Genomic DNA, 14,317 nt, shown 5'->3' on the forward strand with positions numbered 1-14,317 from the left:
TTTCTGTTTTGTGTGTTGTAACGGATATTTCATAAAGGTATAAATACCTTAATTTTATGTTTCTAAAATCCCTTCTAACACTTTACATGGATGATGATTATGTTTGAAAAAGTTGTCGCAGCTCCGGCTGACCCTATTCTTGGTTTAACCGAAGAGTTTAAAAAAGATCCTCGCACTGAAAAAATTAACCTCGGTGTTGGTATCTACAAAAATGAAGCAGGTGAAACACCTGTTCTTGCGACAGTAAAGAAAGCGGAAGCGGCGTTGCTTGAGTCTGAAAAGACCAAATCTTATCTCACCATTGAAGGTACTGCTGAATATGGGCTCGCGGTACAAAAACTGCTGTTTGGCGATGAATCTGAGATTGTGACGCAAAAGCTCGCAAAAACGGCGCAAGCGCCGGGTGGTACTGGTGCACTGCGTGTAGCTGGTGAATTTATTAAGCGTCAAATCGGCGACGTGAAAGTGTGGATCAGCAACCCAACATGGGCAAACCATCACGGTGTTTTTAATGCGGCTGGTTTAGAAACCACGCAGTATTCGTACTACAATGCCGAAACGAAAGATAAAGATTTCGCAGCGATGCTTACCGATCTTGAGCAAGCTCAAGCGGGTGATATTGTTCTTCTACACGGGTGCTGCCACAACCCAACTGGCATTGATCCAACCGATAAAGAGTGGGAAACGTTAGCAAAATTAGTCGCTGATAAAGGGCTTCTTCCTCTGTTTGACTTTGCTTATCAAGGTTTTGCGAAAGGTGTTGAAGAAGACGCACAGGGCCTACGTACTTTTGCGAAATACAATAAAGAGATCTTAGTAGCGAGCTCATTCTCTAAAAACTTCGGTTTGTACAATGAGCGCGTGGGTGCGTTTACCATCGTTGCTGGCTCAACAGATGTCGCTGAAACAGCTTTCTCACAAATCAAAGCGATCATTCGTTCCATTTATTCAAATCCACCAGCGCACGGTGCTGCGGTCGTTACTTATATCCTCAACAACGCCGAACTACGCGCAGAATGGGAAAACGAAGTGACGGAAATGCGTGAACGTATTCAAGAGATGCGTGAGCTGTTTGTTACCACCCTAAAAGCAGAAGGTGTGAAGGCTGATTTTAGCTTTATTGAACGTCAAAATGGCATGTTCTCTTTTTCTGGTTTGAACAAGGAACAAGTTGCTCGTCTGAAAGATGAATTGGCAATTTACATCGTCGGTTCCGGCCGTATCAGTGTGGCAGGCATGACGAAATCGAATATGGGCCCACTGTGCAAAGGTATTGCAGCGGTTCTATAATCGATAATGATAAGAAATAGACAACAATAGCCGCCACTTGTCGGCTATTTTTTTATCTTCAATTCACTGAAATGACACTTGATTCACCTCAAAGCGCGTACACTTTCCCCTCTTGCCTGCAAAGCACGTTCTTTTCATGTACTATAACTCTCTGAATCCTATGTCCAATGCCACCGATGTAACCGGATCCCTTTGACAAGTTACATCGTTTAGCTGGCTCACGACGTCAGAATCCCACAATATGAATTCCGAAACACAAGGAAGCCTCCATGGAAGCAGAATTAATTGAAATCAAGAACTTCCTTGCTCAGTATCCACCGTTCAATGAACTACCTGAAGAAACACTGATCGAAGTGACGCAGAGCGTAGAAATCTCCTATTTTCGACAAGGTACACCCATCATTCATTTTGGTGATCATATCCAAGACTTATATTTGATCCGCAGCGGCGTCGTCGAGGTATACCGTCGCAAAGGCGAATTATACAACCGCCTAACCGAAGGCGGTTTATTTGGTCAAATGGGGCTATTGACCAATAACCGTGTTCGTTTTCCGGTCACAGCGATTGAAGATACGCTGGTTTATTGTATTCCAGAGGCAAGGTTTCAGGATTTATATGACAACTATGATTCCTTTGCTGATTTCGTTGAAGTGCAAGATAACGCACGCCTTCGCCAAGCCGTACTGAGTAAAACAGAGCAGAATGATCTCACCACCTCGAAAGTGCGAACCTTACTCAGCCGAGAAGCCCCTTTCGTTTACAAAACAGAAACCATTCAACATGCGGCGATCAAGATGGCGGAAGAGAGTATCTCTTCACTGCTGGTGATTGACCCTGATATTTTGCAAGAGAGTGACGACGATAACAGCCCAGTAATCGGCATCCTGACTGACCGAGATCTCTGCACGCGTGTATTAGCCGTTGGCATCGATCCTAATCACCTCGTCACGGAAGTGATGACAACGGAGGTTATCTCATTAGATCATAATGCTTATGTCTATGAGGCCATGCTAAAAATGCTTCGGTACAATGTTCATCATCTTCCTATACTCAAAGAAAAAAAGCCGATCGGTATCATTGAAGCGACCGACATTGTTCGCTACGAATCACAAAACTCATTGCTGCTCGTCAGTCGCATCTTCCAGCAACAAAGCGTTGAAGAGTTAGCCACACTGTCGCACCAAGTCAAAGACAGTTTTGTTCGTTTAGTCAATGAAGATGCAAACTCACATATGATCGGCACGGCGATGTCAGTGATTGGCCGTAGCTTTAAACAAAGAATCATTGAACTTGCTGAAGAATTACTAGGCTCGCCGCCTATTCCATACTGCTTTTTAGCCTTGGGTTCTATGGGCCGTGACGAACAGTTAATTGTCACGGACCAAGATAACGCTTTAATTTTGGACGATAGCTATGAAGAAACACAGCATGGTGCTTATTTCGAAGCGTTCGCCAAATTTGTCTGCGACAGCTTAGATCAATGCGGTTACAGCTACTGTACGGGGGACATTATGGCCAGCAACCCGATGTGGCGTATGACTCGTAAAGAATGGGAAGCCTGCTTTGCCGATTGGATAGATAACCCTAACCCTAAGGCGCTATTGAATGCATCCATCTTTTTTGACTTATACGGGGTGTGTGGCAGGACCAAATGGGCAGAACAACTGAATGGGTTTATTGTCCGTCGAGCACGCAAAAATAATCGATTTCTTGCATGCCTTGCACGAAATGCGCTGAACCGCACGCCACCATTGGGGTTTTTCAAAGACTTTGTGATGGAAAAAGATGGACGACACAATAACACCATCAATTTAAAACGTCGCGGCACGGCACCGTTAGCGGATTTAATCCGTGTGCATGCATTGGCTGTCGGTTCACGTTCTACCAACTCGTTTGAACGTTTAGATGACATCATTGAAGCCGGAATTCTACCCAAAGGACGGGCGCAAGATCTGCGTGACGCAATGGAGTTTATAGCGATGGTACGCATTCGCCACCAAGCGGCTGACGTTGAACAAGAAATAGAGCCAGATAACAATATCGAGCCAGAAAATCTATCTGATTTTGAAAGACGTAACTTAAAAGATGCGTTTCAAATCCTAAGCAATGCGCAAAATTTCTTGAAATTCCGTTATCAAGCCAGCAATAACTTTAAGTGAGAGTGATGATTAAACAATGGTTTCAAAAACCGAGCATCGATTGGGTAGCAAAATATGCCAATAAGCAGTCGTTGGTTAACCATCAGTTACTCAAAGATTTTTATTCAAGGCCGATTGCTAAGGGTAGCACGCCAATCGATGAAATAGAGTTTGTCGCTTTAGATTTGGAAACAACGGGTTTAAGTGCGCAGCATGATGACATTATCACCATTGGCTTGGTGCCTTTTACCTTAAACCGTATCTATCTAAACCGCTCTAAACATTGGATAGTTCGGCCACGCCAAGCGTTAAAAGAGGATTCGGTGGTTATCCATGGCATCACACACAACGATATTTTAGATGCGCCAGATTTGGCAGAAGTGCAGGAGTCGATACTGAAGGCCTTATCTGGAAAAATTGTTGTGGTTCATTACCGTCATATTGAACGTAGCTTTCTCAATCAAGCATTAAAAGTGCGATTGGGTGAAGGTATTGAGTTCCCTGTGATCGATACTTTGCAATTGGAGACGGAAATTCAACAACGGTTGCATGGAGGTTTATGGAACCAGTTAAAAGGGCAAAAACCACAATCAGTGCGTTTAGGGCAAGCGCGAGCGCGTTATGGGCTACCAGCGTACACTCCACACCACGCTTTAGTTGATGCCATTGCCACCGCGGAATTATTCCAAGCACAAATCGCTCATCATTTTGATCGGCAGCAAAGTGTCCGAACGTTGTGGTTATAACTTTTTGATTATCCTTTCAAGGGATTCTTTCAAGGTTTAGTACCGTGATCGACACGAGCAAAAAAAGAGGAACCTAACATGGTTCCTCTTTTTTAATCACATCTCGGCTTTTACGCTTAGAACTTACAGCTTAAAGCGACGAATTTCATTTTCTAACTGATGCGAAAGCTCAGAAAGTTGTGATGCTTGTGCGGCTGCTTCATGCGCTTCTTGTGCAAGATCGTTAGACACATCGCGGATCCCTTCCGTGTTGCGAGTAATTTCCGACGTCACAGAAGCTTGCTCTTCAGCGGCCGAGGCAATTTGCGTCGCCATGTCACTGATGCGCTCAACTGAATTATGAATTTGCATCAAACTTGCTGCAGCGGCGTTCGCATCATCTACACTGGTTCCAGCAAGCATACGGCTATCACCCATAATGCCAACCGCTTTACCCGTCGTTGATTGCAACGTTTCGATCATCTGCTGAATTTCTTTTGTCGAAGCATGTGTACGTTGACTAAGCACACGAACTTCATCGGCAACCACCGCAAAGCCACGACCTTGCTCACCAGCACGTGCAGCTTCAATCGCAGCATTCAATGCTAGCAGGTTAGTTTGCTCTGCTATGTTTTGAATAGTCGCCAGAATCGTATTGATGTGTTTACCGTGTGCTTCCAGCTCAAGGATAACATCAGTGGCCACTTGAACTTCTTGAGCCAGATTTTGAATCGAACCTTGTGTTTGTGAAACTTGATTCGAGCCATGTACGCAAGCCGTTACCGCTTCGCCAGAGTTCTGAGCGGTATGATCTGCGTTACCGGCAATCTCTTGTGTAGCTGCGGCCATTTCATTGATGGCCGTAGCCACCATATTAATTTCATCTTGTTGTAAACGGATACGCGCACTACGCTCTTTGGCTTGAGCGGCCGTCTGTTTTGACTGTTCAGACAACGCAGCAGAAACAAAGCTGAGTTTAGAAACCATGGTGTGCATATTACCGACAAAGGTATTAAAGTTTTGTGCTAATTGCCCAACTTCATCATCACTTCTTGGTTCAAGACGTTGAGTTAAATCACCGTCTCCGGAAGCAATTTCCTCTAAGGCTTTGGATACTCGGCTAAGATCTCTAAACAAAAAGCTCACTAACCAAGAGACGATCACAATCACAGCGATAGTAATCACAAGTGCAGTCACAATTAGGTCAATGAGCAAGGATGTATGCGCTGCTTCTTCCGTTGCACGATCCATTTGGATAGCAAAGATCCAATCGGTTTGCGGCACTTTGGCGAAGTAAAATAGCTTATCAACACCTTGTAATGACGCGTCTTCAACGGTACCTGAAGCCACTGCTTGCTCTATCATGTTCATCGTCAACGTCTTCGACAATGACGACACTGGTTTTAATAAGAAATTTTTATCTGGATGCGCTAAAAAGGTTCCATCTTGCGCATCAATCAACATCGCGTAGGCATTTTTGCCCGCATCTAAACTGATGACATCTTGGATCAACTGATCGATTAACACATCGGCACCAACGACGCCGACAAATTGCCCATTGCGACGCACAGGATCTGCAATTGTCACCAACAGTGCATTGGTGATCGCGTCTTTATAAGCGGTGGTGATAATTTGTTTATTCGCTGAAACGGCATCTTTATACCAAGGACGTTGGCGAGGATCATAGTCAGCACGGTTACGCTCAGGGTGTGAACGATACATCTCACCTTGCGGTGTACCAAAGAAAATATCATCAAAGCCACCCGCTTTGCGAGCTTGCTGTAAGAAAGGAACGACATCATCTTGAGCGGTGTAGTCATTAAAAGCGGTTGAGATCTCTTTACGGACCACAATCCAGTCCGAAATGCCTTTCGCAGCGGCAGCTGACAAGCTTTCTGCCCGCGAATATACGCCATTTCGAGTTTGTTCAAAGAGTTGATCAGCGGCTAGCCAAGTCAACGCGCTCGCCATAACGACGACGGCAGAAAGACTGGCACCGATTAGCTTTTGCTTTAAGGTTAATTTCATTGGTTTGCAGAATGTTAGATACAGGAACGGAGGCGAATATTAACCAGATTTAACACAAGATGCACGAAATATATGTCGAATTCTGACACAAGATAACCATTTGCTTTTCTTAGTATTTTAGCAAAACACTCTAATGACGATCGTCAAAAAAACATCAAAAAAGGCGACTTTCGTCGCCTTTTCAAATCAATGTCGAAATTAACGTTTCAAGAGCTCGGTTCGCATTCCCAATAATAGGCTCACACACATCAATAGTAAGACGATGGTAAATGGCAGCGCCGTTGATATGGCGGCGGCTTGCAGCGCTTCAATAGCATTGGTGCCACCAATCCATAGCAAGGCCACGGCAATAGCGCCTTCCATCAACGCCCAGAAAATACGCTGTAGGACAGGGGCATCCACTTTACCTCCAGCGGTAATGCTATCAATGACCAATGACCCTGAATCTGATGAGGTGATAAAAAATACCAACACTAACACAACCGCAATCACTGAAAGTAACGTGCCATAAGGCAGTGCATCAAACATTTGGAACATCGCCAGTGGCACTTCGGTCAAACCATTCGCGCCTAATTGACCAACATTGTTGATGACTTGATCAATCGCCAAACCACCAAATACAGACATCCAAATCAAGGTAACAGCCGTAGGTACTAATAATACGGCGGTAAGGAACTCGCGGATAGTACGGCCTTTTGATACTCGCGCAATGAACATTCCAACAAATGGTGACCACGAAATCCACCAAGCCCAGTAGAACACGGTCCAACCTTGGAACCAGGCCTCATCAGTTCGACCGTGCGGGTTACTGAGTGGGATGATATTTTCAATATACGCCATTAATGTGGTTGGAATGGATGAAAAGGTTACGGTATAACCAATCAGTGCAACTAAAATCAACAGCAAGAATGCCACGATCATATTGATGTTACTGATGACTTTGACACCACCATCAATACCACGCACCACAGAGACCACCGCTAATAAAGTAACGACGGTAATCACGACAATTTGTAAACCCATTCCGGCATCAATGCCAAACACATGATGGATACCACTAGCCGCTTGTTGAGCACCCAGCCCTAATGAAGTTGCTAAGCCAAACAATGTTGCTAATACAGCCAGAATATCAATGATATGCCCTGCCCAGCCCCAAGCGCGATCGCCAAGCAACGGGTAAAAAATAGAGCGAATAGAAAGCGGAAGCCCTTTGTTGTAAGTAAAGAACGCAAGGGAAAGCGCTACCACACCGTAAATGGCCCAAGGGTGTAGACCCCAATGGTACATGGTTGCACCTAATGCTAGTTTAGCTGCTTCGGGTGTGTTAGCTGCAACACCTAAGGGCGTCTCATACCAACCGGTAAAATACGCCACAGGTTCAGCGACACTCCAGAACATGAGACCAATACCCATCCCTGCGGCAAACAGCATAGAGAGCCAAGAAATATAAGAGTAGTCTGCTGTTGCCCCTTGGCCACCTAAACGGATTTTACCAAAGGGAGAAACAATCAAGCCTAAGCAAAACAACACAAAAAGATTACCCGACCAAATAAACAGCCAGTCAAAAGTGCCAATAATTTTCCATTTAACGCCATCAAGCGCACTCTTCGCAATCTCAGGATCAACGACTAAAGCGGCGACTAAAAATAGCGCAATAAATCCGGCGCTAAAGCCAAACACTGGGTTATGAACATCAAACCCCCACTTTTGCACGTTATCTTGCCCGACAGTGTAGTCAGTACTGTCGATACTGTACTTATCAATACCTTTTGTCATTTTACCTCTCTAGAAATCTAGACATGATTTTTCAGTTGAGATTAATAACCATGAGAACGAAACAATTTTAAGACAAAAACCAAAAATAACTTCGTACTCATAGCAATTTATTTTTTCAATATGCTGAATACCCTATCAAAATCACAGAAAAAATCCACTAAAAAGCAACATGAAATGCCATGAAAGGCAAGAAACAAGCTTTAATGGTTAAACTTCAACCAATTTAGGGTGAAAATCGAAAACAAAAATATTCGAGCACTAATCATTTTACATCTCAACTTATACACTCATCATCTTAGACCAAAACAAAAGAGGTCGAATGCTACTTTTCAAGTGAAAAGAACTGCGCTATGGTCCCCGCTTATTAATAACTTTCTTTTTGGGACAATGAGTTTGGAAAAACATGAAGAAGTTTTGATCTCAATTCGACAAATTATTCGCGCAATTGATCTGCACTCTAAAAAACTGAATAGAGACGCTGGGCTTACTGGTCCCCAGCTTATTCTAATGCGTTCAATTCAAACCCTTGGTGAGGTGACTATCCGCACATTGTCGGATCATACGAACATGAGCCAGGCCACTGCCACCACCATTTTGGATAGATTAGAGCGCAACGGATACGTACAGCGAATTCGCAGCAATACCGATAAACGAAAAGTGCACGCCCATTTAACGGACGAAGGTAAGAAGCTGCTAGAAAAGGCACCGCAACCATTGCAAGAAAGCTTTGTCGAACAATTTAGGCAGCTTCAAGAGTGGGAGCAAAGCCTGTTGCTCTCATCAGTACAACGTTTATCTTCTATGATGAATGCCGAAAACATAGATGTCGCGCCGATGCTCGAAATTGGCTCTATTACCAAAGAAGAGTAGCTTTGATTACATTTTAAAATTTGATCGTAAAAAAGCCTCGGGGCTACCGAGGCTAATTCATTCACAACGAACAGCAGATTAAATGGCTTTATAGATAACTTTGTTGCCTGCTAACTGCTCTTTCACTACCAGATTTTCTTCTACTAGTTTCTTGAGTGCGCCAGTGGCCCAAGCGGCAGCTTTCGCATCTTCTTGACCAGCACTTAAGCCGATCGATTTAGGATTCATACCTTCTGCGTGGTTAGCGACGATATCTAAAACCTGTTGCTGTTTTGGCGTTAACGCGACATCCACTTTTTTAGAGTTCGCCGCAGCTTTCTCCACAACTACTTTTGTTGCAGCGGTTTTTGCTACGGTCGATTGCGCTGTTACAGGCTTTGCTGATTGAGAGGCGATCAAGTTTGCAACAGTCGCTTTAATACGCTTTTGCAATTTTGCCTGCACCTTACGCTTATGAGCAAGTCTCATCGAATATTTCTCCATTTCACTGCGTTTCAAGCAGTGGTGAAAATTTGAAGCGCGTTTTATATCAAAAATCGTCCTCGATTTGTAGGGCATAGCACAGATTGAGGGGCAAAAACGCATTTTGATGCGGTAACTGACTACAATTTATACAGGTCGCAACAGCCAACAACGATGCTGTAGCTCGAAGGAGTCTCACTGGTTTATGCACACCCAACATTTGTCTAATACGCGCTTTTCTCTGCAATCACCTGTGGTTAAATGGATCAATACGACTTGTATCATCGCTTCAATTTGCATTGTCATATTCTCATCCAACATTATTCATGCGCTGCTGTTAGTAAGTGCACTGGCAGTGACTCTAATCACCTTCTATTTTTTGATTTTGAAAGGAAAAGTTAGCTACACCCTAACCGCTACCCATTTTCAGCAGCATCTCTTTAAAGGAGGTTGGGTTGTAAAATGGAACAATATCAGCCGCATTGGGGTATGCAGTTATGAATATCATGGTTGGCACCAACCTTTGCCTTGGATTGGGATCAAACTGAAGGATTATTCACCTTACCTTGAGAGTGTGTGTCCCAGAATCGCTAGTGAGATCTTGCTCAGCCAGCGCGCGCTGCTCTACTTAGGAGCAAAACAACAGCGCAAAGAGACTCAATTTGAAGATTTGGTACTCGACAACGCACCTTACACTGCGCCAAACGGTAATTACTATCATGGTCTTATGGCAATGTTAGCCAATCGGATGCGCTATCAACGGCAATTTTTTGATTATGATATTTTTATCTCAGCGCACGATCTGGATCGTGACGCCGAAGCGTTTGTGGGGCTGATTCGGCGCTACCTCGCGGCGGCCGAACCAGACTAAGACATGGTTTAATGAGCGCAGAAGGAACACTCTGAGCCTAATCAAGATCAATACAGGGGCATTTCATCTGCGACATAAGGGTTATTGGCACGTTCACGGCCAAAAGTCGATTGCGGACCATGGCCGGGCACAAACGTCACATCGTTGCCAAGTGGCCATAGCTTAGTTTTGATCGAGTGAATCAGGGTATTGAAATCACCTTGCGGGAAATCCGTACGGCCGATACTACCGTTAAACAATACATCACCAACAAACGCCAATTTCGCTTGCTGGCTAAACAGCACCACGTGACCGGGCGTGTGGCCGGGCGTGTGCAATACTTGTAGAGTTTGAAGGCCAAACTTCACTTCATCACCGTCATTAAGCCATTGGGTAGGTTCAAAGGCTTCCGTCAGTGGAAAACCAAACATTTTGCTTTGACCTTCGAGGCCTTGTAGCCAGAAGTTGTCCGCTTTGTGTGGTCCAATAATATCGACGCCGCCCAACTGCTGCGCCAACGGTTCGGTTCCACCGACATGATCTAAATGACCATGAGTAAGAACCAAACTGACCACTTTTACCCCGAGTTCATTGATCAACATCACGAGCTGTTTCACATCACCGCCAGGGTCAACCACGATCCCTTCCATGGTGTCATCACACCAAACGATAGAGCAGTTTTGAGAGAAGGAAGTGACGGGCACCACTTGATACTTTAACGACATACTAAAACCTTGTTCGAATTCGCAGTTGGCCGAACTATGACATTGACACTTTCATTTGACAAGTCACGAACAGCCTTATGACCAATGACGTACAGGCCCAGTATCAATGTGCACAAAATCACTGCTAGGATAATAACCAACACCGCCAGCGCCCAATTCGATCGCCGCTTCGCGTACTTGACTCAACTGAACACCATCTAACCGAAAATCAATTGCTTGGCCTAGCATATGGAAACTTTTCTTAGCAACCCCAGAGGAGTGAGTGCGCAACATTTCATTGGTGGCAGGAGATCGATAACCAGAGATGATTTGTACTTCCGCTTGAGTGCCAAGTAGAGATTGAATTTTCGATATTTGGTCAAATAGATTTTTGTCCATTGGATGGACTTCGTTGCGGCGGAAATCACGGCAAATATGGTTGAGCCGATCAAGCTCAGATCGAACATAGCGAACACCGTTGAAATAACAGGTTTCAAGTGTTTCACCGGTATGTAAATTATTCATCGCGAGTATGCGAGAGGTTTCAGGGTACGATGCCAATACTATCTGGGGGGCACACGCCGCTACAACTACACCACTACCAGCCAATTTTATAAAATGACGACGAGAAACTAACAAGGTTGGATACCTTCACAACTGAATTTATTTTCAACAAGCCCGGACACTACCGGACTCCATTGTGAAGATCAAATGCATAAATTGTGCTCGAAATGCTCAAGAGAGAGCCACAGCATCGTTACTCTTTGAACATAAAAGAGATCTTTATTAAGTCATTTTTTGGTAAATTGAGAGACGCATCCCTGCTTACTTAGGTGACCACTGTTTTAGCGGTATCCATTCACCCATTACTGGTGCTGAATGCATCATAACGATAGATATCATCTCGGTAATGCAGTTCCCCACCTTCATACCAAACGGTTTGATAGATGATGTGTACGGGGATGCGCTGCTTTAATGGGATCGTGCCATTCACAGGCCCCTCTTTACCCGTTAATTTATCACCATTAATACCTTGGGTTTCTAATATCATCGAAGCAAACTTATCGGCATTTTGTACTCGAATGCAACCCGAACTAAAGGCTCGCGACGTATTATTGAATAGGTATTTACTCGGCGTATCATGTAGGTAAATCGCTCTACGATTGGGCGTATTAAATTTATACAGACCTAATGCATTATCTTGCCCGGCTTGCTGACGCATTCGGTAGGGAAAAGAGGCCGGATTCACCGCAGACCAGTTGATGTTGCTTGGGTCAATTTGATCGTTCGAACGCCAGCTCGAAACAATATCAATGTTGTGTTGACGCAAATAGTTTTGATCTTTTTTTACCATCGGCAGAATATCTTCTACCATAATTTTGTATGGCACATTCCACGTCGGGTTTAGGATCAAAGAATCTAATTTGGTGCTCATGAGTGGCGTTTTGCGTGAAACTCGGCCCACCACCACTTTAGACTGAAAGACTTCTTTACCTAAATACCAGTAGCGCATATCAAAACTGGGAACGTTGACTACGATCTGTGTCTCTTTTGATTCTGGCCACAAACGAGTTCGCTCTGCATTTAATGCCAACATAGACAGGCGTGCCTGCAAAGACAAATTTAACCACTTTAAGGTCTCGGGGCCAATCATGCCGTCAGCTTTTAAACCGTGCATCGCTTGAAACTCTTTCACAGGTTTGACCAAGCTGTTGTCATACCAAGTTACGTCGTCACGCACTGTACTAACATCGATATTAACTAATGATAAGCGGGCAATAAGTACACTACGTTGTGAGAGCTTATCGCCAGGTTTTTTTAACCCTTTTTGGGTGTACAACGAGAGCGCTGCATTTTCAGTACTGAGCAGAAAATCATAGGCGTGTAGCAGTTGATCATAAGCCGCGTTGTTGGGCGCATAACCATTGAGCAGATCACCGATACTGTTAACTTCTACCGCAACATGAAGGGCGAACAAGGCTTCTTGGCTTGGTGGAGCAATGGCAGAGTTGAGCTTACGTTCAAAGAACCAAGCCATACCGACTTTGGGAGCTTGCTCGGCATAACTCAAATACAAAAGTAAAGTATCGGTCGCCAGCAGATCGTATTCGTTGAACGCTTGCTGATTCCGGTACGCTTTCATTTGCGCTAACTGGCGTGAAAATAAAGGGCTAAACCCCGCTCGGCGAATCACTTCCAATTGATGTTCAAATTGACGAACAATCTGCTCATCTTGCCAAATGCGCCGATTCTCATTCTCTTGGTAAATTCGTTCGACTAAATGCGGATATTGGATAAAAGATTGCAACGAGGCATTCTCTTGCGAGACAGCAAAAGGCTGTACCTTCTCGGCAGAATAAAGAGAAAAGCTACTAAAAATCAATAATAAAGCAAATAGGATGCTTTTACTCATTCCGATCTATCCAACAACGCTGATTCACGTTTCAGTATGGCAAAAGAAACGGCTATCTGCTAAACGTTGTTGTCGATATCAACAATATATTCATAAACTCTCATGCAATGAGAATTATCATTAAACAAATTTAGTTCGCTTACTCAGCTTTTTTGGCAAGAGTAATCAATGGCAGACCAGTGATTGTCCCATTGGACATTACTACGCGTGCGTATTTCAGGTTGAGGATAGGGTGAATTAACGACCAAGCCAGCTCCTGAACTGACTTGGAACTGCTGATCTTGCACTACCACGCCAGAAGCATCCGGCAAAGAGGCCAACTCAACCAGTTGCAGTGTCTCTTTTGACCAAATACCGTAACAGTTACCTCGTGGAGAAGTCGCTAAAATCCATTGGTCGGTCGCCGCAATACTGGCAATGTAATGGTTGAATCTTGCCCATTGTTCTGGCTCTGCCAAGAGCGGAATGAGTTCGCCACCTTGGTGATGTAGCGCTACCAAAGGTGGATACTCTTCCAGCTGACCTCGGTATTGTTGGCCGCACAGCACAGTATCTGCACCATCATGAGCAAGATGGCGGATGCTCAAATGGTGGTCGTTCAATATCCGTTGCTCAAGCACTTCTCCTTGATGAGAAAGGTAGGTCAAGCTCGGCATCATGCTCTCTACGTTGAGTGGCTCTCGGCCGAAGGTATGCACCCCACCCACCCCAATCGCGAGTCGGCCATCTGGCATCACAATGACTTCGTGAGGGCCAATACCAAACCCACTGAACTCAGCCACTTTTTGGTAACTGTGCTGCGCATCATATACACCAATAATGCCGCGACTTGTCGCTTTCTCGCCTTCAGTTGCATAAAGCCACGCACCATCATTTGAGTAAACGCCGTGCCCATAAAAATGTCGCGTGGGTTGAGCAAGTTGCAATTTGATGAGTTCTCCATTTTGATAGTTAAACACCATCAAAAACTCACCGGGACGACGGGCAAAAGCGACCGCATGCGTCAAGGTAGGATGGATAGCAACACCGTGTCCCCTTGCAGGCAAAGGTAATTGGTGAAT

Annotated in this window: 12 protein-coding genes; 5 read left to right on the forward strand and 7 right to left on the reverse strand. The window is 44.6% G+C overall.

Translation table 11 applies throughout. From position 1 onward, the window contains the following. Window positions 1-99: 99 nt before the first annotated feature. The 3 genes from AACT23_RS11960 to AACT23_RS11970 all read left to right on the forward strand — a co-directional run bounded on the left by AACT23_RS11960 (window position 100) and on the right by AACT23_RS11970 (window position 4,174). The gene (locus AACT23_RS11960; RefSeq protein WP_088717991.1) at window positions 100-1,290 is read left to right on the forward strand and encodes an amino acid aminotransferase; all 1,191 of its coding nucleotides are present in this window, start codon (window positions 100-102) and stop codon (window positions 1,288-1,290) included. 269 nt (window positions 1,291-1,559) lie between these two features. Beyond that, a complete protein-coding gene (locus AACT23_RS11965; RefSeq protein WP_013856754.1) occupies window positions 1,560-3,449 on the forward strand; it encodes a putative nucleotidyltransferase substrate binding domain-containing protein in 1,890 nt (629 codons plus the stop codon). Beyond that, the gene (locus AACT23_RS11970) at window positions 3,446-4,174 is read left to right on the forward strand and encodes a 3'-5' exonuclease (RefSeq protein ID WP_094129993.1); all 729 of its coding nucleotides are present in this window, start codon (window positions 3,446-3,448) and stop codon (window positions 4,172-4,174) included. The genes AACT23_RS11965 and AACT23_RS11970 overlap by 4 nt, the downstream gene beginning before the upstream one ends. A 123-nt stretch (window positions 4,175-4,297) precedes the next feature. On the opposite strand, the gene AACT23_RS11975 is transcribed toward AACT23_RS11970, so the two are convergent. After that, window positions 4,298-6,181: a methyl-accepting chemotaxis protein gene (locus tag AACT23_RS11975; protein WP_017043629.1), complete on the reverse strand. Its 1,884-nt coding sequence runs from the start codon at window positions 6,179-6,181 to the stop codon at window positions 4,298-4,300. A gap of 198 nt (window positions 6,182-6,379) precedes the next feature. Then, window positions 6,380-7,957, reverse strand: a complete 1,578-nt coding sequence (locus AACT23_RS11980; RefSeq protein WP_094129996.1) for a BCCT family transporter — start codon at window positions 7,955-7,957, stop codon at window positions 6,380-6,382. 393 nt (window positions 7,958-8,350) lie between these two features. Between AACT23_RS11980 and AACT23_RS11985 the strand changes: the two genes are divergently transcribed. Then, window positions 8,351-8,827, forward strand: a complete 477-nt coding sequence (locus AACT23_RS11985; protein WP_010320725.1) for a MarR family winged helix-turn-helix transcriptional regulator — start codon at window positions 8,351-8,353, stop codon at window positions 8,825-8,827. 78 nt (window positions 8,828-8,905) lie between these two features. Here AACT23_RS11985 and AACT23_RS11990 read toward each other — a convergent pair whose 3' ends face one another. Continuing rightward, complete coding sequence (locus AACT23_RS11990) at window positions 8,906-9,295, reverse strand: hypothetical protein (protein WP_026027541.1); 390 nt, start codon at window positions 9,293-9,295, stop codon at window positions 8,906-8,908. A 199-nt stretch (window positions 9,296-9,494) separates the two neighbouring features. On the opposite strand from AACT23_RS11990, the gene AACT23_RS11995 reads away from it, so the two are divergent. Beyond that, window positions 9,495-10,160 (forward strand): DUF2982 domain-containing protein, encoded by a 666-nt coding sequence (locus AACT23_RS11995; protein WP_094129999.1) that lies wholly within the window; start codon window positions 9,495-9,497, stop codon window positions 10,158-10,160. A gap of 47 nt (window positions 10,161-10,207) precedes the next feature. Here the strand turns inward: AACT23_RS11995 and AACT23_RS12000 are convergent, their stop codons facing one another. The 4 genes from AACT23_RS12000 to AACT23_RS12015 form a co-directional block, all read right to left on the reverse strand. Then, on the reverse strand, window positions 10,208-10,864 hold the full coding sequence (locus AACT23_RS12000; RefSeq protein WP_013856747.1) for an MBL fold metallo-hydrolase: 657 nt from the start codon (window positions 10,862-10,864) through the stop codon (window positions 10,208-10,210). 75 nt (window positions 10,865-10,939) lie between these two features. Then, on the reverse strand, window positions 10,940-11,482 hold the full coding sequence (locus tag AACT23_RS12005) for a YcbK family protein (protein ID WP_017044782.1): 543 nt from the start codon (window positions 11,480-11,482) through the stop codon (window positions 10,940-10,942). A 220-nt stretch (window positions 11,483-11,702) separates the two neighbouring features. Further along, window positions 11,703-13,256 carry a L,D-transpeptidase family protein gene (locus AACT23_RS12010; RefSeq protein ID WP_094130002.1) on the reverse strand — a complete coding sequence of 518 codons (1,554 nt, stop codon included), beginning with the start codon at window positions 13,254-13,256 and terminating at the stop codon, window positions 11,703-11,705. Window positions 13,257-13,399: 143 nt separating this feature from the next. Beyond that, window positions 13,400-14,317, reverse strand: a 918-nt coding sequence (locus tag AACT23_RS12015; RefSeq protein ID WP_094130005.1) for a DUF1513 domain-containing protein, incomplete at its 5' end; no start/stop codon positions are given.

The sequence above is a fragment of the Vibrio sp. V09_P4A23P171 genome, assembly GCF_963875615.1.
In the GTDB taxonomy this organism is placed as follows: domain Bacteria; phylum Pseudomonadota; class Gammaproteobacteria; order Enterobacterales; family Vibrionaceae; genus Vibrio; species Vibrio anguillarum.